Below are 19,697 nucleotides of genomic sequence, written 5' to 3' on the forward strand. Positions count from 1 at the left end.
GAAGCGCACCTGCAGGGAGGAGCGCCACGAGTCGAGGAACCGGTCCTTGATCCGGCTTAAGCGAGTGAGAATGATTTACTCCCCAGCTGCACCGGCACCGACCTTGCCGGTCTTATAGCCCACGCCGCGCACGGTGAGGACGATCTGCGGGTCTTCCGGATCGTGCTCGATCTTGGCGCGCAGGCGCTGGACGTGGACGTTGACAAGGCGCGTGTCCGAAGCATGGCGGTAGCCCCACACGGACTCGAGCAGTTCCTCGCGGGTGTGAACCTGGCCGGGCTTGCGGGCCATCTCAAGGAGCAGATCGAACTCGAGCGGCGTAAGCGAGATTTCCTCCCCATCGACGCGGCGGACGGTGTGCTCCGGGACGTCGATGATGAGGTCGCCGACCTCGATGAGCTCCTGGGAGGTCGACTCCGTGCGGCGCAGGCGGGCGCGGATACGGGCGACGAGCTCCTTCGGCTTGAAGGGCTTGGTGATGTAGTCATCCGCGCCGGACTCAAGGCCCAGCACGACGTCGACGGTGTCCGTCTTCGCGGTAAGCATGACGATCGGCACTGAGGAGGTGCGGCGGATGGCGCGGCAGATATCCACGCCATTCATGCCGGGGAGCATAAGGTCGAGCAAAATGAGGTCCGGCTGGTGCTCCTCAAAGGCCGGTACGGCTTGCGCGCCGTCGGTCACGGCAATGGGCTCAAGCCCCTCCGATTCCAGGACGATAGTGAGCATTTCCGAGATTGCCGGATCATCGTCGACGACCAAAATCTTAGGGGCCACAGTAAACCTCGTCTCCTTCTCAAATGTGGCGCTGCCTGCACAGCGCCTCTATCCCGCACTGCCCACCCACAGTGGCACGCGACCTCCCGCCAACCGGCGTGGTCGCACACTGAGGGCATGCAGCGTTTCCTACCCAGTATGTCGGATCGGAGCGCCCCGCGCGATGAGCGGCGCGCGTGCCTTCCCCATGCTGGGACTTTCAGGGCCGCCTAGATCGCGTCCTCGCTGCCAGCGCCGAAAAGCGCGCGCACGGCCTCGATGACGCGGTCGGCATCGCTGGTCACAAGCCACGGCCCGCCCCACTCTGCGGCGGCCAGGCGCCGGTAGGCTGCGGCCGTATGCGCCTGCAGCGCGTCGTCTTTTTCGTATTCGTCCTTAGCGCGCGTCGCGTCCTGTGCGGCGCGACCCGCGGCACGCTCGGCTGCGAGGGCCACGTCCGTGTCCAAGAAGATCTGCAGGTCCGGGTGCGGAAGCTTCAAGCGGCCGAACTCCAGATCGTAGACCCACTGCACGACTTCAGGGTTGCCCTCGGCGCCGCCCAGGCGCGCGGAGGAGTACGCAGCGTTCGACGCGACGTAGCGGTCGAGTATGACCAGCTCCCCGTCGCGCGGCGCGATGTCGTCGCGCGCGCCACAGCGGTCGAGCGCAAAAAGCGTCGCCATGGCGTACGGCGACTGTGTCATATCCCCCATGCGCCCATAGAGCGCCTCACGTGCGAGCTGCGCATGAATGGACACCTCGTAGCGCGGGAAGGCGATGACGCGCACCGGCACGTCGAGTGCCTCACGTAGGCGACCGACGAGAGTGTTCTTGCCCGCTCCGTCGATTCCCTCGATGGCGACAATCATGGCGTTCCTTTCCCTGTTGTCCTGCACAGCTTTCCTGCACAGCTTTCCTGCACAGCTTTCGTGCGGATTCGTGCGCGCGGCATTTTCAGCGTGCGCGCGATATCCTCCCCGCACTATACGGCGCAACGACACCGCGTACAGCGATAGCCTCGAGCCACAGAGGGGTAGCTCGCGAGAGACGTTGACACCCCCCATGCGTTCAGCCTTCTGCCCTGCATACAACGGTGTAATCCCCGCTCCGGCGCACTCCGAGCGACTATTCGCCCTCGCGCGCCGTGTCACGGCGGTCCCTAGGACAAAGCCTCGGTGAAGGGCTCGAGATCCACCTCATCCTCAACGGATTCCAGCAGCTCCGCAGCCTTTTCATGTAGTTCCTCGTCGCCAGAACCGGCGAGCGAACGAATGAACGGGTATTCGGTAATGATCTCCCCCGCCGTAAAAGGCGCGCCGGCCCAAATGGCGGCGATCGTCGCCGCAGCAAGGCCGTTGCTTTCCTCGTCACCAGAGGCATCGCCGCTGGCAGCAAGCATAACGGCGTCACGCACGGCCTCCACGATATCCTCATCTTCGAGGTCGGCCAGCTCATCGAGGAAGTCTGTATTCACGTCAGAGCTGAGGATGTGCTCATCCCAGGTACTCATATTCTCTCCTTTATCAAAGGTCTAGGCCAGACGGCGACCATGGTATTGTCGTTACCAACTTGTTACCACAGTCATGTCACGAGAGGAATACCGCAGGTGAAAGCCGATACGCGCCGCGCGCTCATCTTCATCGTTGTCGGTGTGCTTCTTGCCGCCGGCATCGGTGCAGTTGTGTGGCGCCTCGGGACCCCAGGGTCCTCTTCCTCTGATCCTGCCATGAATGAGGCCGTCGGCGCCGGTGACATAGACCTACGCAGCACCCAAGCTGCGGGTGACGATGTGCACGACCACGTCTACGCCACGGAAACCGGTGATAGCAGCAAGTCTGGCCGCAACGTGGCACCGCTGGCGGATGACCCTTTCTTGGCACCAAACGCCGTGTTCAACACGAAGAAGCTGGATGCCAACCCCACCACGTATTACCGCCCGGGCAATATCAGCGACGGCACCGTCCTGCCCACGTCAACCCGCGGCCCCTCGGCACGGACGCAGATTCCCGCCACCATGGCGCCTGGTGCGACTGCGGCCCCCACGACTGTCATCACCGCGGTGACGGGCGACCTGCACCCGGGCGCGCCGACTTCCATTGGTACCTTGCCCACCAATGCGCCGGCCCCCGCGCCTAGCCCACGCGACTCCACGTCCAGGTCTGATGACCCGGCTCCGGCGCCCACCCATGCGCCCACGTCACAGCAGCCGACGCCGCGGCCCACCATTGAGATCCCCACGGATAAGCCGACAGAAGGCCCCACGCGTGACGAGGACACGCCTGCTACCTCGACGGACGAGACCACTCCGGTCGAGCCCACGGAGACCACAAGCACGCAAGACACGCCGACGACCGCCACGAACGGCCACACCTCGCCGGCGAACGAACCCACGAGCGCCGACTCGCCACAGCCCACGGCTGACTCCCCCACCGCTGAGACCACCGGCGTGCACACGACCACGCAGGCGGATCCGCAAGAGCCCACGGAGCTGGCCAACTAGCGCGCACCAAGAACGCATTCGGCCCCGCTGTCTCCTTCGTTGTCAACGAAGGAAAGGCAGCGGGGCCATGGGCGTGTGCGGCGCCGTACGCGACCGGAACGAGGCGCGAACTAGGCGCGCGCGACGAAGAGCTGTGCCGGGGCGGCGGCAGCGGAGTCAACGGTGACCGTGACGGGACCGTCCGTAACGGGCAGCCAAGCGGCCTCGCCCGGAGCCAGAGAGGTCTCACCCAGCGTCACGGTGCCGTGCGTGCACAGCGCGATGGCCGGGCCGGTGGGGTTGAGCGTGCCCGTGGCACCAGCCGGCAACTCGTAGCGGTCGACGGTGAACTCGTCGGCCGGGGTGATGTATTCCTCGGCCACCGTGGCGGCCACAGAAAGGCCATCGCCCAGCTGTTGCGGGTGCACACGCGGCTCCTCGAGCGCGGCGAATTTGAGGACCTTGACGAGCTCGGGCACATCGACGTACTTGGGCGTCAAACCGCCACGCAGCACGTTATCCGAGTTCGCCATGACCTCCACGCCGAGGCCGTGGACGTAGGCGTGGAGCTGGCCTGCGTCGAGATAGACAGCCTCGCCCGGCGCGAGCTCGATGTGGTTGAGCAACAGCGCGCCCAGCACGCCGATATCGCCCGGGTACTGCTCGTTGATGTGGAGGACCGTATCCATGACGCGCGACATCCAGCCTTCCGGCACGCGCGGGGCCGCAGCGACGATGGCGTCGATGAGCTCGCGGCGTGCGGCAGATGGAATGGTAATCCACGTCGTAAACAGCGCACGCAGGTTACCTTCCTCCGCGTCCGGGGTCTCCTCCGGCGAAAGCATGGACTGGTAGCGGTCGAGCTCCGGGCACTCGAGAGCAGCGAAGAGCTCGCGCGTGCGCGCCAGCGGGCGGAAGCCCGCCATGGCGTAGAAGGGGCTGAGCGCAATGATGATCTCCGGCTTGTGGGAGCCGTCCTTGTAGTTGCGCTTCGCGTCATCGAGCGCGATGCCCAACGCATTCTCACGGGCAAAGCCTTCCGCGGCCTGCTCCGGTGAGGGGTGCGCCTGCAAGGACAAGACGTCGTCTGCTGCCAAAATCTTCATGAGGAACGGCAGGCCGCCGGCCCACGGTGCGACACTGCGCGGGTCCGCGTCGATGACCTCGTCAAGGCGCGCGCCCGTCTCCGCGATCGTCGAGGGATCCCCAGGGTGGGCGCCGTACCACAGCTCGGCGAGGGGCTGGCCCGAAGGCTCAGAGCCCACGAGCTCGGGGATGAGCGTCCGTGAGCCCCAGGAATAGCGGCGTGCGGCAGGGACAATCTTGTCCATGAAGTCTCCTCTCAATCCGAGCTAGTGCTCGGAGGCATGAAAAGCTGTCGCGGCTAGGGCGCGCACAAGCAACTGCAAGGGATGTGCTGCGGCCGTAGAAGCCGTGACTGCGATATACGTGGGCGGCGTCGTTGACGCGCTGGAACCGGAATATTCAGCGGAATCCGGTTCTTCAACCGACGCCATAGGATAATCCTGACTCGGGGCACCCGCCAAGCCCTGCGGGCTCTCGGGTGCGCCATCCCAGATAAGCACCTTTGACAGTACCATTGGCGGACCGTCAAGGAAGGGATCGTAGAACGGGTCGGCGCGATCCGCGCCCTGTCCCGTGCTCTCCGCGGCGCGGCGCTCGAGCACCGCCGGGACCAGCTCCGGCTCGACGTAGGTGCCGCCCAATCCGCCTGCCGCCCACAGCGCCGCGGCGACCTGCGCCACGGCACCGCCAGTGTGGATAACGTGCGTTCCTTCCACGGCGTTGCGCAGCGCACGCGCAGGGTTGACCGCCGCGTCACGCTCCGGGGAGAGCGTCTCCAGTTCCTGGTCGAGCTCGTCCGCCAGCCCCACGAGGTACTCCGTGGTCACCGTCGCCGGCTGATGGAAGGCATGGAAGATAGCCTCCAGTCCCGCGATATAGCGCGCGGGCGAGGTTCCTTCGGCCGTGGGCAGGGCCTCGATGATAAGCGTGCCCTCTGCGTCTCGAGCGTCCTCGGCCAGCGGGCCGCGCGCAGGGCCCAAGTACACGGTCTGCGCACCGCGCCGCGCGGCGGTGAGCAGCGCCTGCGAGGCCCAGTCACAGGAGCCTCGCTCGCCCAGCACGACCACTGTGTCGAGTGCTCCCACGAAGGCGGGCAGCTGTTGCGTCACCACAACGGGAACACCGGTCTGCTGGTCCGCCACACATTGCGCGCACGCGCGCGCCACAGCGTCCGTGGGCAGCAGGACGACGGCGCGCGGTGTCGCACCAAAGAGCAAGGATTCCAGGGCGGAGGTTGCCCCCGACAAGACGCGTACCTGGGCGCCTTCGTGCGCGACGTCGAAGAAGCGGACGGTTTCCGGGTCATAGTCGCTGGAACCAGACCAGTATCCCGGCTCCGCAGCCTCGTGAGAACCGTCACCGCCCAGCTCGGGGCGGTCCTCCCAGTTCGAAGTGTTCATGGTCCCCCACCCTATACTGATCTCCCATGACACATCCTGTGATTTTGGTAGGCGGCGGCCCCGGCGCATGGGACCTCATCACCGTCCGTGGCCTGCGCGCGCTCGAGCAAGCAGAGGTCATCCTCGCCGATCACCTCGGGCCTGCCGCACAGCTCGAGGATTTCCTCGATACCTCCGAGAAAGAGATCATCGATGTTTCCAAGCTCCCCTATAGGAAATCCATCTCGCAGGAGAAGATCAACGAGCTGCTCATCGAGCACGCTCGCGCCGGCAAGCGCGTCGTGCGTCTCAAGGGCGGCGATCCTTATGTCTTCGGCCGCGGCTTCGAGGAGCTGCAGGCGCTCACGAACGCAGGCCTTGCCTGCGAGGTCGTCCCCGGCGTCACCTCCGCGATTTCCGTCCCGGCGCTCGCAGGCGTGCCCGTCACCCAGCGCGGCGTCGTCCACGCCTTCACGGTCGTCTCCGGCCACCTCGCCCCCGGCCATCCCAAGTCCCTCGTGGACTGGGAGGCGCTCGCCCGCTCCGGCGCCACGCTCAGCGTCATCATGGGAGTGAAGAACGCCGGGAAAATCGCCGAGGCCCTCCTGGCTGGCGGTCGTCCCGGGTCTACCCCGGTCGCCGTCATTCAGGAGGGCACCATGTCGGGTGAGCGCACCTTCCGCACCACGCTCGAGGGGCTGGGCGCACTCATGGAGGGCGAGGCCATCGCCCCGCCCGCCGTTTACGTCATCGGCGAGGTCGCCGGACTGTAGGCATACTCCCGCGCGCTTGCCGATGCCCCCTCGCGCGCAGCGTCGTCTTCTCCCTCGCGCGCAGCGTCGTCTTCTCCCTCGTCCGCCGCAGGCTCCACGGTATCCGCTTCCTTGCGCGCCGCCCGGTAGGCCAGCGTGCCGCGGACGGTGAGCGTCACACCCACCACGCCGAGGGCCACGAGGACCCACGCCGGCGCATCGACGACCTTGGGCACGTTGAGCACGACAATGGCCGTGCCCACCACCCCGCCCAGCGCGACCGGGTTAATACGCGAGATAAGCCACGCTGCGATAGGCGCCGCGATAACGCCACCCACGAGCAAAGCCGCGACGGCCGCAGCGTGCGCGACGATCTCGTCCCACAGTCCCAGCACGAAACCGAGCGTCGCACCCAAGGTCACGAGGAACTCCGAGGCGCTCACCGTGCCCACAATGCGACGGGGCTGCTCGCGGCCGATCGCCATGAGTGTCGACGTGGACACCGGGCCCCAGCCGCCGCCACCAGTGGCGTCGACGAAGCCACCCACGCTGCCCAGCCCAATGAGGAAGGGCGTCGAATGCATGCGTCCGGCCTGAGGGTCGCGGCGCACGCGGCCGCGCGAGAAGCGCCACACGAGGTTGCAGCCAATCGCAGTGAGGATGGCCCCGGTCACCGGCGCCGCCGCATCCGTGGAGATCCGCGACAGGACCGTCGCTCCCAGGAATCCGGCAATGCCGCCGGGCACGCCAAGGCGCACCACCGTGGGCCAGTGCACGTTGCCAAAGCGCCAATGGGAGGCACCGGAGACCAACGTGGTGCCCAACTCTGCCGCATGCACGATGGCGGACGCCTGTGCAGGGCCAAGGCCCGCGAGCAACAGCACCGTCGTGGACGTGACGCCAAAGCCCATACCAATGCCACCGTCGACCAGTTGCGCGGCGAAGCCCGCCAGTGCAATAAGAATAAGCGTGCGCATATTAATTCCTTACTGTGACAGAGGTAGCGTGGCCCCGCAACGGGAAGCGCACGGGGGCGACTTGTCCGCTGTGACGGGCATGGCCCACCCCGGGGGCGCCACCGCGCGCACGGGCCGCGACAATGGGCGCAAGTGCCGCGCCGAGGGGCTCAGGAACGCCGCCGTCGTAGGTCTTTCCGATGCGATGCACGCCGCGCGGCTCGAGCAGGTCAAGTAACAGGCCCGGCGCGACGAAGAGCGGGAGCACCTCGGCGCTGCCATGCGTCGCACACTGGGCATCCACGCCGGCCAGGCCATACGGGGTGCCCGCCGCCTTCGTGGCGAAGATGCACGAGGTCGACTGCCCCGTGAGATCCCCCACGCGCACCGCGAGCCGCTCGACAGCGGCGTTGGCCTGCGCATTCGAAGAACCCACGGAATAGATCACGAGGTGCGCGCTCGGATCGTGCACGCGAGCTGCAAGCAGCGCCGCGATATCGGAACCCGTGCCCAGCACGGGCGCGACGCGCAAGTCCACGCCGGTGAGCTCAGAGGCTTCCGCCGCAACCGTGGGCACGTCCACGCGGGCGTGGTAGCCCTCAGTAAAGAGCAAGGGAACGACCGTTGCCTGCGTCTCGCCGGCCAAGGCGAGCGTGAGGGCGGCATCGGCAAGCGTGGGCGCGGTGAAGTCCAAGTACGCGGCGCGGGTGACCTCGCCGGTGAGATCTTCGGTAGCCCGGGCGAGCTCCTCTACTGCACCGGCCGCGGCAGGGTGCCGCGAACCGTGGGATAAGACGATGATCGCCATGACGGGGAATCCTTTATGACTGGGGACGGGCGGAATGTCCGTGCCGGCGCAGGGAGTCCTGCAGGGCTTGGGCAGCGGACGGGGTGGCGGACGCCGCCACGGGGGCGTCGTCTTGGCCGTGGAACATGACGGAGAAGACGCGCAGGCACGCGCTGCAGCGCCACGCGAAATCGCCTTCCTCATCCGGGAAGAGCGACTCGGACGCGCAGTACGGGCAGTACGCCGGGTGGTTGCGGTTCGGGTTGGGCTCGCGGCGGAAACGCATTACTTCAGCAGCTCCTCGTCGGCGCGCACGACCCAGTCACGGAACTGCTCGCCGGGCTCGCTGTTCTCCTTGAAGTTCGTGACGACGCGGGTGACGTACTCGCCCACCTCATCCGCGATGACCTTGTGGCCGCGCAGCTTGCGACCCCAGGCCTCCTCGCCCAAGCCGAGCGCGCCGCCCAAGTGCACCTGGAAGCCCTCAACGCGGTTGCCCTCGTCGTCCGTGACGGTCTGGCCCTTGAATCCGATATCGGAGACCTGCGAGCGAGCGCACGCGTTAGGGCAGCCGTTGAGCGAGATGGAAATCGGCACGTCGAGGTCGCCCACACGCTCCTCGAGCTCATCGACGAGCTGGATGGCGCGCGCCTTCGTCGTCGCGTGCGCGAGCTTGCAGAACTCCAGGCCGGTGCAGGAGATGATGCCGCGGCGGAACTCGGAGGGTTCCGGGTACAGGCCGGTCTCATTAAGCGCAGCCTTGAGCGGCTCGATGACTTCTTCCTTGATATCGAGGAAGAGCAATTCCTTCATGGGCGTGGTGCGGATGCGCTCGACGCCGAAGCGGTCTGCGACGTCCGCGATGGCGATGAGCTGCTCACCCGTCGCGTGGCCGACCGTCGGCTTGACACCCACGTAGTAGTTGCCGTCCTGTTGCTTGTGGACACCGAGGTGGTCGCGATTGCCCAGGTGCGGGGCGACCGGCTCCGCGCGCTCGAGCGGCGCGTCAAGGTACTCGGTTTCGAGCACCTCGCGGAACTTGTCGATGCCCCACTCGGCGACGAGGAACTTGAGGCGCGCGCGGTTACGCAGACGGCGGAAGCCATAGTCACGGAAGATGCTCACCACACCGTGCCAGACCTCCGGCACGCGCTCAAGCGGGACGAAGACGCCGAGCGAGCGCGCGAGCATGGGGTTGGTGGACAAGCCGCCGCCCACGAAGCAGTCGAAGCCCTTGCCGAGCTCGGGGTGCTCGCGACCGACGAAGGCGATGTCCTGAATCTCGTGCGTCACGTCCTGACGGGCGTTGCCGGAAATCGCGGTCTTAAACTTGCGGGGCAGGTTCTGCACGTCGTCGGAGAGCAGGTACTTCTCCGTAATCTGGTCGATAGCCCAGGTGCCGTCGATAATCTCGTCTTCCGCGACGCCGGCGACGGGCGAGCCGAGGATGACGCGCGGGACGTCACCGCAGCCCATGAGCGTGGACAGGCCCACCTTCTCCAGCTTCTCCCAGATAGTGGGGACGTCCTCGATCTGAATCCAGTGCAGCTGAATATTCTGGCGGTCCGTAAAGTCCGCGGTCGAGCGGGCGTAGTCGCGCGAAATCTCGCCCACGGTGCGCAGCTGCTCCGGGGTGACGCGGCCGCCATCGAAGCGCACGCGCATCATGAAGTACTCGTCCTGCAGCTCGGTATTGCTCAGCGTGGAAGTGAGCTCGCCGCCTAGGTTCTGCTTGCGCTGGGTATAGAGGCCTAGCCACTTAAAGCGTGGCGCCAGGTCTTCGGCCGGGATGGAGCTAAAGCCCTCCTTGGAGTAAATGTCGATGACGCGCTGGCGCGCGGACAGGCCCGGGTCCTCCTGCTTAATGACCTCGTCCTGGTTCAGCGGCTCGGTGCCGTCAATCTTCCACTGGCCTTCCGGCTTCTTTTTCCTTGTGCGGGGCGTGCGCTCGCGGGTCGCGGTCGTCATGGGGTGCTGTCTCCTGAATGCTCATCGATGCCGCCGTGTGCGAGTGGCGGTCACGTGCGTTGTGCTGTGTTTTTGTCGTTCCGGCGGCGCGGGATATATGGCCCACGCCACAACTGGATTGGCAACCACGCTAGTGAAACAACATGGTTCAAACAATATAGACAGCTTGGTCTTTAAAATTCATACCGTATTACCTGCCACTTTGGGACGAATGAAATTGGGGGACTTGCCCACCCACGCAAAGATGAGTTCAATAGGACGCGCATACCGTATGCCCCTAGCCTGGGCATTCGGCACTATGATGGATATATTTATGAACAGATACGTCTAGTTGCGCACCGAAGCACTAGACACGAGACCACTGTGGAAAGGGATCTTTCATGACTTCACCCCTGCGCGTCGCCGTCATTGGCGCTGGCCCTGCCGGAATTTACGCCTCCGACATCCTCGTCAAGAAACTCTCCGGCAACGTCCAGATTGACCTCATCGAGCAGATGCCGGCCCCCTTCGGCCTCATCCGCTACGGCGTGGCTCCGGACCACCCGCGCATCAAGGGCATTATCAAGTCCCTCCACCGCGTCATGGAAACCGAGCAGATCCGTCTGCTCACCAATATCCACGTCGGCCGCGACGTGACTGTCGAGGAACTCCAGGACTACTACGACGCTATCGTCTTCGCGACGGGCGCCGTGGGCGACCGCCACCTCAACATCCCAGGCGTCGACCTCGAAGGCGTCCACGGCGCCGGCGAGTTCGTGGGCTTCTACGACGGCAACCCGCGCTTCAAGCGTGACTGGGACCTCTCCGCTACCGAGGTCGCCGTCGTCGGCGTGGGCAACGTTGGCCTCGACGTCGCCCGCATCCTCGCGAAGACGGGCGACGAGCTCCACGTCACCGAGATCGCGGACAACGTGTACGAGTCCCTGAAGAAGAACAAGGCAGAGACTGTCCGCGTCTTCGGCCGCCGCGGCCCAGCCCAGGCAAAGTTCACCCCGCAGGAGCTCAAAGAGCTCGACCACTCCCCGACTATCAACGTCGTTGTCGACCCAGAAGACATCGACTACGACGAGGCCTCACTGGAAGCTCGCTCTAACTCCAAGTCCCAGGACCTCGTGTGCCAGGTGCTCGAGCAGTACGCCATCCGCGAGCCTAAGGAGGCTCCGCACACGCTGCAGATTCATCTCTTCGAGCAGCCCGTGGAAATCCTCGGCGAGAATGGCAAGGTGACCGGCATCAAGACCGAGCGCACCGCCCTCAACGGCGACGGTTCCGTCTCCGGCACCGGAAAGTTCACCGAGTGGCCGGTCCAGGCCGTCTACCTCGCCGTCGGCTACCGTTCGGACCCGATCGAGTCCGTGCCGTTCAACGATGACCGCCACGTCATCAACAACGACGGCGGCCACGTCACCTCCCTCGACGGCGAGGTCGTCCCTGGCCTCTACGCCACCGGCTGGGTCAAGCGCGGCCCCGTGGGCCTTATCGGCAACACCAAGTCCGACGCCACCGAGACCATCGGCATGCTCGTCGCCGACTATGAGGCAGGCAAGCTCTCCCACTCCCACGGCGAGGACTTCACCGAGCTGCTCAAGGATAAGAGCGTGGACTACCTCACCTGGGACGGCTGGAAGAACCTCGATGCCGCCGAGCGCGCCGCAGGCGAGGCCGAAGGCCGCGAGCGCAAGAAGTTCGTCGAGTGGGAAGACATGGTCTCCCAGTCGCACAACTACCAGATCTAGGCTTTCCAGCCCCGACACCACCGCCGCCCCGCGGTCCGCTTCGTGCGGACGGCGGGGCGGCGCGGTATTTTCTGCACCCCGGTCGAGTGCACGGGGGTCGTCTTTGGGTTGTATGGCTTCAGGCCGACAGCGAGGGCCTGAGATGATAAAAACTCACAGTACACAAAACCGCCGGCCTGGAAACCAGGACGGCGGCGAGCGGCGCGAAGCGAGCTACGCGCGAATGATGGCGAGGACCTCGTCAACGATTGCTTGGACTTCCTCGGCGGTCTTGGCCTCGACGTTGAGGCGCAGGAGCGGCTCGGTGTTGGAGGCGCGCACGTTGAACCAGGCCTCGGTGTCCTTGAGCTGCACGGTCACGCCATCGAGCTCGTCAACGGACTCGATCTTGTCAGCCAGCGCGTCGAGCACGGCCTGCGTCGCTGCCTTCTGGTCGGCGACGGTGGAGTTGATCTCACCGGAGGCCTCGTAGCGAGAGTAGTCCGCCATGAGCTCGGAGAGCGGCTTGTCGGACTCGCCCAGGGCCGCCAGGACGTGCATCGCGGCGAGCATGCCGGAGTCCGCGTTCCAGAACTCCTGGAAGTAGTAGTGCGCGGAGTGCTCGCCACCGAAGACGGCCTTCTCCTTGGCCATCTGAGCCTTGATGAAGGAGTGGCCCACACGCGTGCGCACGGCCTTGCCGCCGTTCTCCGCGATCATCTCCGGCACCGTCTTCGAGGTGATGAGGTTGTGGATGATCGTCGCACCCGGGAATTTCTTGAGGTAGCGCTCTGCAACGAGCGCGCAGATAGCCGAGGGGCTCACCGGGTGGCCCTTCTCGTCCACGACGAAGCAGCGGTCCGCGTCACCGTCGAAGGCCAGTCCGATATCGGCGCCTTGCTCGACGACGAACTTCTGCAGGTCGACGAGATTCTTCGGATCCAGTGGGTTGGCCTCGTGGTGAGGGAACGTGCCGTCGAGCTCGAAGTAGAGCGGGCGCAGGTCGAAGGGCAGGCCCTCGAATACCTCGGGGACGGTGTGGCCACCCATGCCATTGGCGGCATCGGCAGCAATGACGAGCGGACGGGACGCCTCGAGCGGCACCAGGCCGCGCAGGAACTCCGCGTAGTCCGGCAGGACCTCGCGCTCGGTGATGGTGCCAGGCGCACCGTCGAAAGCGGGCACGCCCTCGACGAGCATGTCCTTGATGGTCTCCAGACCGGTCTCCTGGCCCACCGGCACGGCGCCAGCGCGGCAGAGCTTAATGCCGTTGTACTTGGCCGGATTGTGGGAGGCGGTGAACATCGCGCCCGCGTGGTTCAGGGAACCTGCCGCGAAGTACAGCTCGTCGGTGGACGTGAGATTCAGCTTGATGACGTCGAGGCCTTGGGAGACGACGCCCTCCGCAAAAGCCTGGGACAGCGCCGGCGAGGACGGGCGCATGTCGTGGCCGATGGCGACGGTGGTCTCACCCTCGCCGCGCAGGATGGACGCGTACGCCGCACCCGTGTCCCGAACGAGGTCTTCGTCGATATCCTCGCCCACGACGCCACGCACGTCATAAGCCTTAATCACTGCATTGAGCTGTTCACGAGTTCGCATAAGCCCCAAGTGTAGCCCCCATTTTCGGCGAACCGAACACGCGACGGCCCGGCGTCACACTTAGCCAGCGTCTTTATGGCGAGCTTTCAGCTATTCCCCAGGCTGTCCAGGCTCCCGAGCGTCGCTCGCGTCCGCGTCGTCCGCATCCGGGACGACGTGGAGATGCGCGCGCCGCGCCGCCCGCACGTCAGCCACGCGCCGCATGCGGAAGACCGGGTGATTAGACCGCGCCGGATCCGCACCATCAAAGGTGGGCTCGTAGTCGATGGGATCGCGCGCGCCCTCATCGTTTACTTCATCCGTGACGCGTCCGCCGGCGCCGACGGCCTCGGCTAACGCTAGGAGATCATCGTCATCATCGAGCTCCACGCGGTCCACGCGTACGAGTTCCCAGCCATGCGGCGCAGTAATCCGCGAGGAGTGGTGTTCGCACAGGTCCCAGCTGTGCGGATCTTTCTCCTCGCTCAGGGGACCCACGACGGCGGTTTGCTCCGCGTAGGCATATGTGAGCGTTGCTACGGCAGGGCGGCCGCAGCCAGGACGCGAGCAGTGTCGTTCGGCGGGTCGTTGGTGAGTCACGGTCCCCTAGTCTAGTGCCCACCGGCCCAAAGTTGGGCAGGCCCGCGCGCGGCGTGGTTGCCTCCGCGACGTGTGTGCGCCGCCTACAATCTACGGCCATGACCACCGCGCGCCCCCACATTCGCCCGTTCCGTGACCGGCGTGGACGCGGCGCGCGCGGGCCCCTTCTCCCCCAGCAGAGCCCGCGCTTCCGCAGCCGCTCCGAGCTTTTCGATGCCGCCGTGCTTGAGGCTTACGCACCCCTCCAGAATTCCTATGCCCGGGAGCTCTCCGGCGTGGACATCGCCGTCGACACCGTGCCACGCATGCGCCTGCGTGCCGATATGACGGTTCTGCCGGATGAAATCATCGCTGACGGCCCAGTGCCGCTGGGGCGTCTGCTTCCCGCCGGCGTCGACGTCCGGGGACGTCCCACACGCGCCCGCTTCGTCGTTTTCCGCATGCCCATTGAGGAGCGCACCACCAACCACGCCGAGCGCGCAGAGCTGCTGTCCACCGTGCTCACCGCGCTTGTGGCGACGTACCTCAACGTCGAGCCGCAGGATATCGACTCTCGGTTCAACTGGTAAGCGTCACGCTCTAGCTGCAGAAAACCCGAAAAATCCCCTTTCGGGGACCTTCACCGTCGCGCTCGCCTTGTGGCGAGCGCTTTTATACGCCGCGTACGCGGGCGTTTAGCCTATTTGGCGCTTGAGGCGGCGACGCTCGCGGTCCGAGAGCCCGCCCCAAATTCCAAAGCGCTCGTCGTGTTCGAGTGCGTATTCCAAGCACTCATCGCGCACTGCGCAGGCTTGGCAGATGCGCTTCGCCTCACGCGTCGAGCCGCCCTTCTCTGGAAAGAAAGCTTCCGGGTCGGTCTGCGCGCACAGCGCCTGGTCTTGCCACTCTTGCTCAACAGCGCCAAAGAGTTCATCCAACGACAGCGCCGCCGCAGCAGCGCCACGGAGATTGGCGTTATTAGCCATGTCGTCCACGCCGTTTTCCTTTCTCCGTTGGTCGTATCCGCCACGGGCTGCGCCTACAACGCGCCCGGGGGACCTTGTTCTGATTCCAAGGGCGGCGGGGCCCATCCTCCCACTGACGGTGATGTCGATGGAGAGTCACTGCTCCCGCCACGCTTTCTTACACACTTGTGATTTAACCCGCCGCCACTAAATATCGTCAACCTGCGGGAGCTGTTTTTTACCTGAGAACCACGAACGTGCAGCTCGTTTTTAACATCCGCCACATTGATCACAATAAAACCATTCAGGGGGCAAAAGCCGGGGGTACTACATCTAGTGGCAGCAAGGATCGACACTCACAATTTCGCACAATCCTCGGCGTGTCGCACCACTGCGCCGAAAAACTTTTCCCCCCCTTTCGACACGCAGCCCGCGACGCACGAAAGGCCCAACCCGCAGCTACAGGGATTGGACCTTTGCATGGCCGCGCCCGCACACCGGGCTGGGCGTTTTAGGCGTCAGAGCTAAAGCGCACGCCTGCGTCCGGAATCTGCACACCCGGAAAGACGCGCATGCCGCCTTGCAGCTCGCAGCGCGCACCAATGGTGGCGCCTTCGCCGATGACGCAATTGTCGATGTGCGCGTTCGCACCCACGTGGACGCCCGAGGCGAGGATGGAGTTCGTGATGACGGCGCCCGGCTCGATGGTCACTCCGTCAAAGACAACGGTGCCGTCGATACGGCAGCCCGCACCGACCTCCGAGCCGCGACCCACCGCGGTACCCGAGAGCAACAGCACACCACCGGCGATGCCCGCCGAGGGATCGACGAAGGACTCGCCGGTGTGGCCCTCGAGGAGCGGCGACGGCGCAATGCCACGCACGATGTCGGACGAGCCACGCACGAAATCATCCGGGCGGCCCATATCGCGCCAGTAGGAGTTGTCCACGTGGCCGAAGACGCGCTTGCCTGCCTCGAGCAGCTGCGGGAAGGTCTCGCGCTCCACGGAGACCACGCGGTCAGCCGGGATGGACTCGATGAGTTCCTTCTTGAACACGTAGCAGCCCGCGTTGATCTGGTTCGTGGGCGGATCCTCGGTCTTTTCCAGGAATGCCGTGACCTGGCCGTTGGAATCCGTGGGCACGCAACCAAAGGCGCGCGGATCGGACACATTAAGAAGGTGCATGGTGAGGTCTGCATCCTTCTCCTCGTGCGCAGCGAGGATGCCATTCAAGTCCATGCCAGAGAGCACATCGCCGTTGAAGACCATGACGGTGTCATGGCGCAGCTTATCGTAGACGTTGCGAATGCCGCCGCCGGTGCCCAGAGCGGTCTCCTCGACGACGTACTCAATGTCGAGCCCGAGCTCCGAACCGTCGCCGAAGTATTCCTCGAAGACCTCTGCCTTAAACGACGTGGACAGTACGACGTGCTCGATGCCCGCGGACTTGATGCGCGCCAGCAAGTGCCGGAGGAAAGGGTAGTTCGCCGTGGGCAACATCGGCTTCGGCGTACTGATTGTCAAGGGGCGCAGACGCGTACCGCGGCCACCCACGAGGATGACTGCGTCTACTGCAGGAGCAACCATGAAATAAATAATCCTTGTCTTCAGGGATGTCTATCGCGAAAGAGTTTAGCCCTTTCGCGCCGTAGCAACGGCGTAGCACGCCCGCAGACGCAGCCCTATTTTGAGAGCCCAGCGCACAGGTGCCTGCCACCATGCCGGATGACGGTCCGCCTGGAAGCGATAGGCCGAGTCGTGATGAGCACGCAGCATGGCGCCCGCATGCGCCTGCGTCGAGTGCCCTTTGGCGTGCGTGATGATGGCCTCGGGACAAAAGACGTTTTCCCAGCCCGCCCGCGTAAAGCGGTCGCCCAAGTCAACGTCTTCGAGGTACATGAAGTAGCGCTCGTCGAAGCCGCCGATGGCCTCAAACGCATCCCAGCGCACGAGCACGCACGAACCCGACAGCCAGCCGGTGATGCGTTGGCGCGTCATGTCCGCGTCATTGCGGTAGGCCTTCGACCACGGATTGGACGGCCACACGGTACCAAAGAGCGCATGGCCGATACCGGTGGCCAGCGTAGGAATGGCGCGGGCGGACGGGTAATTCGTGCCATCCGGCTCCACGATGCGCGGCCCCACCGCCGCCGCGCGCGGCCAGGCCTCCGCGCAGGCGATGAGCGCGTCGAGCGCCCCGTCCCCGAAGGTGACGTCAGGGTTGGTAATGAGGAAGAAGTCATCGCGAATAACGCCCTCGGCAGCGAGCTCGCGCAGGCGCGCGGCGCCCGCGTTCATGCCGCCGCCGTAACCGATGTTTCCGCCCGTGTCGAGGAGCTCAACGTTGGGGCGCTGGGCCGCGGCGGCCTGAGGCACGCCATCGGTGGAGCCATTATCGGCGAGGACCACGACGGCATCGGCAGCCGTGGCAGCGGGCAGTGAATCCAGGCATGCGGCAAGGTAGTCCCCCGGTGAGAATGTCACCGTGACTACTCCTAATGGCCGCTGCGACCCCGCGTGTGCATGTTTCACAATGCGGACAACTCTACACTGCACTGCACCGATCTAATACGTGACAATCGCCATGTCCGTTAAAAAGATCGGGTCTCACTCGCCTACACTGCTTCACAGTTCACCTTGTCTACCTTTTCTATAGAAAGCGATCCTCCGTGAGCCCTGACATGCCACGCCCCGTGCGCGATATTAAACCCGCGCCGACTCGGGCTCGCAGCCTCACCCAAGCCGGTTCCACCTCCCTCAAAGTGGTCCTGGCCGTCGTCGCCGTGCTCGTCATGCTCGTCTCCGGCACCGGCTATGCCCTCGTGGGACGCCTCGGTGGTGAACTCGGCTCCATCGACAACCTGTCGCTGGGCAACGGTGACAAGGGCTTCAAGGACGGCAACAACGCTGACGGCGCCATGGACATCCTCCTCGTCGGCTCCGACTCTCGCGTTGACGCCCAAGGCAATACGCTCAGCCAGTCCGAGCTCGATGCTCTGCACGCGGGCGTCGATGATGGCGAGCACAACACGGACACCATCATGGTCATCCGTATCCCCAACGATGGTTCCCGTGCCAGCGCCATCTCCATCCCGCGCGACACCTACATCAACAACGGGCCGGAGTACGGCAACATGAAAATCAACGGCGTCTTCTCCGCCCACGAGTCTGCACGCAAGGATGAACTGGCTGCCGAAAACCTCGAAGCCGAGCAAGCCGGCGAGAAGCCCAAGTACACCGACAAGGACATCGCCGCCGAGGGCACGGCTGCCGGCCGCGCGGCGCTCCTCGAGCAGGTCCGCGACCTTACCGGCATTGAGATCGACCACTACGCCGAAATCGGCCTCGTGGGCTTCGTGCTGCTCACCGAGGCCGTGGGCGGCGTCGACGTGTGCCTCAACGCACCAGTTAAGGAGGAGCTCTCCGGCGCGGACTTCCCCGCCGGGCAGCAGACCTTGAACGGCGCCCAGGGCCTGGCCTTCGTGCGCCAGCGCCACGAGCTCCCCCGCGGCGACCTCGACCGTATCGCCCGCCAGCAGGCCTTCACCGCCTCCCTCGTATCCAAGCTCCTGTCCTCCGACACGCTCACGAATCCGTCCAAGCTCTCCAAGCTCTCCACCGCCGTCGAACGATCCGTGAGCTTCGACTCCAACTGGGACATCATGAGTCTAGCGAGCCAGCTCTCCGGCCTGGCCGGCGGCAACGTCACGTTCAACACCATCCCCGTGACCTCCATCGACGGCCAAGGCGACTACGGCGAATCCATCGTCACCGTCGACGTCGCCGAGGTGCACCGCTTCTTCGACGATCTTGCAAAGACTGCGGAAGAAACAAGCGAATCCGCCACCCCCTCGGCCACCGACACGGGCGAAAAACCCGTCGCGGATAACCTCGAGATCCACGTCCTCAACGCAGGCGATGTCAGTGGCCTGGCCGGTGGCGTGGGTTCCTGGCTGGAAAAAGTCGGCTACACCGTCGCCCGCACCGCCAACGCCGACCCGGGTATCTACTCCGAGTCCCAGGTTGTCGCCGCTGACCCCGAGTCTGAGACCGCAAAGAAGTTCGCTGAGCAGCTCGGCGGCCTGCCCATCACGGCCAACGCCAACCTCGACGAGAACACGCTCATCGTCGTCACCGGCAATGACTACACCGGTCCGTCCGACCAGGCACAGACGGATGCCTCCGCCGCGGAGGACAGCACCTCCGAGGAGCCGGTTGGCACCCCGGGCGCCGACTTCGGTACCGCTGAGGTCTCCCCGGAGATCAGCGCTGGCGGGGATTCCCCGCGCTGCGTGAACTAACTGCATCGCGCACAAAGAAAACGCCGAAGGCGCCGAACTCCTTACGGGGTCGGCGCCTTCGGTGTCTCTATCTCTCTCAAGGTGTCCCCTCCGGGCGACGACAAACGCCACCCGCGCGGTGTCTCACGCCGCGTACCCCGGGACTGGGGTCATACGCTCGCCGCAAAGGCGAACGCATACCGCAGAGTATGACTCTCGATTCTGGACGCGAGCTGATCTGCGGCTTCATGTTCGTCTCCGATTCGCTGATAGAACAGTCAACATTCTGCAGAAGCTAGCCGCGGACCCGGCAAAGCGCTGCTGGGCCTCAATTTTCATGAAGTTCCTCCGCAACGCGCCCGGTATTCAAGTCCCCGGAAAGCGGGCTAAGTAGCAGAAAGCGTGTCTGATTC

The 19,697-nt window shown here is 65.1% G+C and carries 19 protein-coding genes; 5 read left to right on the top strand and 14 right to left on the bottom strand.

The window, feature by feature from the left end:
- Positions 1–75: 75 nt before the first annotated feature.
- The 3 genes from mtrA to HMPREF2559_RS03225 all read right to left on the bottom strand — a co-directional run bounded on the left by mtrA (position 76) and on the right by HMPREF2559_RS03225 (position 2,266).
- Positions 76–777 carry an MtrAB system response regulator MtrA gene (gene mtrA / locus HMPREF2559_RS03215; RefSeq protein WP_066485394.1) on the bottom strand — a complete coding sequence of 234 codons (702 nt, stop codon included), beginning with the start codon at positions 775–777 and terminating at the stop codon, positions 76–78.
- 209 nt (positions 778–986) lie between these two features.
- Positions 987–1,625, bottom strand: coding sequence for a dTMP kinase (locus HMPREF2559_RS03220; protein WP_066485393.1), 639 nt, complete (start codon positions 1,623–1,625; stop codon positions 987–989).
- 290 nt (positions 1,626–1,915) lie between these two features.
- Positions 1,916–2,266 carry a DUF4259 domain-containing protein gene (locus HMPREF2559_RS03225; protein ID WP_066485392.1) on the bottom strand — a complete coding sequence of 117 codons (351 nt, stop codon included), beginning with the start codon at positions 2,264–2,266 and terminating at the stop codon, positions 1,916–1,918.
- 96 nt (positions 2,267–2,362) lie between these two features.
- Here HMPREF2559_RS03225 and HMPREF2559_RS03230 point away from each other — a divergent pair, with 96 nt between their 5' ends.
- Positions 2,363–3,256, top strand: coding sequence for a hypothetical protein (locus tag HMPREF2559_RS03230; RefSeq protein ID WP_068801494.1), 894 nt, complete (start codon positions 2,363–2,365; stop codon positions 3,254–3,256).
- A 110-nt stretch (positions 3,257–3,366) separates the two neighbouring features.
- Here HMPREF2559_RS03230 and manA read toward each other — a convergent pair whose 3' ends face one another.
- Positions 3,367–4,566, bottom strand: coding sequence for a mannose-6-phosphate isomerase, class I (gene manA, locus HMPREF2559_RS03235; RefSeq protein WP_070539521.1), 1,200 nt, complete (start codon positions 4,564–4,566; stop codon positions 3,367–3,369).
- A 21-nt stretch (positions 4,567–4,587) separates the two neighbouring features.
- Positions 4,588–5,721, bottom strand: coding sequence for a hypothetical protein (locus tag HMPREF2559_RS03240; RefSeq protein WP_066511649.1), 1,134 nt, complete (start codon positions 5,719–5,721; stop codon positions 4,588–4,590).
- A gap of 26 nt (positions 5,722–5,747) precedes the next feature.
- On the opposite strand from HMPREF2559_RS03240, the gene cobA reads away from it, so the two are divergent.
- Complete coding sequence (cobA, locus tag HMPREF2559_RS03245) at positions 5,748–6,473, top strand: uroporphyrinogen-III C-methyltransferase (protein ID WP_083297759.1); 726 nt, start codon at positions 5,748–5,750, stop codon at positions 6,471–6,473.
- On the opposite strand, the gene HMPREF2559_RS03250 is transcribed toward cobA, so the two are convergent.
- The 4 genes from HMPREF2559_RS03250 to HMPREF2559_RS03265 are packed head-to-tail and all read right to left on the bottom strand — an operon-like array spanning position 6,443 to position 10,163.
- Entirely contained in the window at positions 6,443–7,429 is a 987-nt protein-coding gene (locus tag HMPREF2559_RS03250) for a sulfite exporter TauE/SafE family protein (protein ID WP_083297760.1), read from the bottom strand. The genes cobA and HMPREF2559_RS03250 overlap by 31 nt on opposite strands.
- A 1-nt stretch (position 7,430) precedes the next feature.
- The gene (locus HMPREF2559_RS03255; protein WP_070539525.1) at positions 7,431–8,216 is read right to left on the bottom strand and encodes a sirohydrochlorin chelatase; all 786 of its coding nucleotides are present in this window, start codon (positions 8,214–8,216) and stop codon (positions 7,431–7,433) included.
- 13 nt (positions 8,217–8,229) lie between these two features.
- Positions 8,230–8,481 (bottom strand): hypothetical protein, encoded by a 252-nt coding sequence (locus tag HMPREF2559_RS03260; RefSeq protein ID WP_066485354.1) that lies wholly within the window; start codon positions 8,479–8,481, stop codon positions 8,230–8,232.
- On the bottom strand, positions 8,481–10,163 hold the full coding sequence (locus tag HMPREF2559_RS03265; RefSeq protein ID WP_066485349.1) for a nitrite/sulfite reductase: 1,683 nt from the start codon (positions 10,161–10,163) through the stop codon (positions 8,481–8,483). The genes HMPREF2559_RS03260 and HMPREF2559_RS03265 overlap by 1 nt, the downstream gene beginning before the upstream one ends.
- A 380-nt stretch (positions 10,164–10,543) precedes the next feature.
- Between HMPREF2559_RS03265 and HMPREF2559_RS03270 the strand changes: the two genes are divergently transcribed.
- Positions 10,544–11,899, top strand: coding sequence for an FAD-dependent oxidoreductase (locus HMPREF2559_RS03270; RefSeq protein WP_066485343.1), 1,356 nt, complete (start codon positions 10,544–10,546; stop codon positions 11,897–11,899).
- Positions 11,900–12,112: 213 nt separating this feature from the next.
- Here HMPREF2559_RS03270 and HMPREF2559_RS03275 read toward each other — a convergent pair whose 3' ends face one another.
- On the bottom strand, positions 12,113–13,480 hold the full coding sequence (locus HMPREF2559_RS03275; protein WP_066485340.1) for a phosphomannomutase/phosphoglucomutase: 1,368 nt from the start codon (positions 13,478–13,480) through the stop codon (positions 12,113–12,115).
- A 90-nt stretch (positions 13,481–13,570) separates the two neighbouring features.
- On the bottom strand, positions 13,571–14,059 hold the full coding sequence (locus tag HMPREF2559_RS03280; protein WP_066485336.1) for a DUF3499 domain-containing protein: 489 nt from the start codon (positions 14,057–14,059) through the stop codon (positions 13,571–13,573).
- Between the two features lie 98 nt (positions 14,060–14,157).
- On the opposite strand from HMPREF2559_RS03280, the gene HMPREF2559_RS03285 reads away from it, so the two are divergent.
- Complete coding sequence (locus HMPREF2559_RS03285) at positions 14,158–14,628, top strand: metallopeptidase family protein (protein WP_066485330.1); 471 nt, start codon at positions 14,158–14,160, stop codon at positions 14,626–14,628.
- 105 nt (positions 14,629–14,733) lie between these two features.
- Here HMPREF2559_RS03285 and HMPREF2559_RS03290 read toward each other — a convergent pair whose 3' ends face one another.
- From HMPREF2559_RS03290 to HMPREF2559_RS03300, 3 genes are all read right to left on the bottom strand, one after another.
- The gene (locus HMPREF2559_RS03290) at positions 14,734–15,033 is read right to left on the bottom strand and encodes a WhiB family transcriptional regulator (RefSeq protein ID WP_066485327.1); all 300 of its coding nucleotides are present in this window, start codon (positions 15,031–15,033) and stop codon (positions 14,734–14,736) included.
- Between the two features lie 481 nt (positions 15,034–15,514).
- The gene (locus HMPREF2559_RS03295) at positions 15,515–16,591 is read right to left on the bottom strand and encodes a mannose-1-phosphate guanylyltransferase (RefSeq protein WP_066485325.1); all 1,077 of its coding nucleotides are present in this window, start codon (positions 16,589–16,591) and stop codon (positions 15,515–15,517) included.
- A gap of 45 nt (positions 16,592–16,636) precedes the next feature.
- Positions 16,637–17,536: a glycosyltransferase family 2 protein gene (locus HMPREF2559_RS03300; RefSeq protein WP_369799407.1), complete on the bottom strand. Its 900-nt coding sequence runs from the start codon at positions 17,534–17,536 to the stop codon at positions 16,637–16,639.
- A 137-nt stretch (positions 17,537–17,673) separates the two neighbouring features.
- Here HMPREF2559_RS03300 and HMPREF2559_RS03305 point away from each other — a divergent pair, with 137 nt between their 5' ends.
- Positions 17,674–19,305 (top strand): LCP family protein, encoded by a 1,632-nt coding sequence (locus tag HMPREF2559_RS03305; protein ID WP_369799406.1) that lies wholly within the window; start codon positions 17,674–17,676, stop codon positions 19,303–19,305.
- Positions 19,306–19,697: the final 392 nt, after the last annotated feature.

It is taken from the genome of Corynebacterium sp. HMSC072G08 (assembly GCF_001809185.1).
GTDB classification, from domain to species: domain Bacteria; phylum Actinomycetota; class Actinomycetes; order Mycobacteriales; family Mycobacteriaceae; genus Corynebacterium; species Corynebacterium phoceense.

Bases quoted from the DNA above. Each gene is read 5' to 3' on its own strand.
- HMPREF2559_RS03270 (WP_066485343.1), top strand. From the start codon at position 10,544: ATGACTTCACCCCTGCGCGTCGCCGTCATTGGCGCTGGCCCTGCCGGA.
- HMPREF2559_RS03240 (WP_066511649.1), bottom strand. From the start codon at position 5,721: ATGAACACTTCGAACTGGGAGGACCGCCCCGAGCTGGGCGGTGACGGT.
- cobA (WP_083297759.1), top strand. From the start codon at position 5,748: ATGACACATCCTGTGATTTTGGTAGGCGGCGGCCCCGGCGCATGGGAC.
- manA (WP_070539521.1), bottom strand. From the start codon at position 4,566: ATGGACAAGATTGTCCCTGCCGCACGCCGCTATTCCTGGGGCTCACGG.
- HMPREF2559_RS03260 (WP_066485354.1), bottom strand. From the start codon at position 8,481: ATGCGTTTCCGCCGCGAGCCCAACCCGAACCGCAACCACCCGGCGTAC.
- HMPREF2559_RS03285 (WP_066485330.1), top strand. From the start codon at position 14,158: ATGACCACCGCGCGCCCCCACATTCGCCCGTTCCGTGACCGGCGTGGA.
- HMPREF2559_RS03265 (WP_066485349.1), bottom strand. From the start codon at position 10,163: ATGACGACCGCGACCCGCGAGCGCACGCCCCGCACAAGGAAAAAGAAG.
- HMPREF2559_RS03275 (WP_066485340.1), bottom strand. From the start codon at position 13,480: ATGCGAACTCGTGAACAGCTCAATGCAGTGATTAAGGCTTATGACGTG.
- HMPREF2559_RS03225 (WP_066485392.1), bottom strand. From the start codon at position 2,266: ATGAGTACCTGGGATGAGCACATCCTCAGCTCTGACGTGAATACAGAC.
- HMPREF2559_RS03250 (WP_083297760.1), bottom strand. From the start codon at position 7,429: ATGCGCACGCTTATTCTTATTGCACTGGCGGGCTTCGCCGCGCAACTG.
- HMPREF2559_RS03220 (WP_066485393.1), bottom strand. From the start codon at position 1,625: ATGATTGTCGCCATCGAGGGAATCGACGGAGCGGGCAAGAACACTCTC.
- HMPREF2559_RS03295 (WP_066485325.1), bottom strand. From the start codon at position 16,591: ATGGTTGCTCCTGCAGTAGACGCAGTCATCCTCGTGGGTGGCCGCGGT.
- HMPREF2559_RS03255 (WP_070539525.1), bottom strand. From the start codon at position 8,216: ATGGCGATCATCGTCTTATCCCACGGTTCGCGGCACCCTGCCGCGGCC.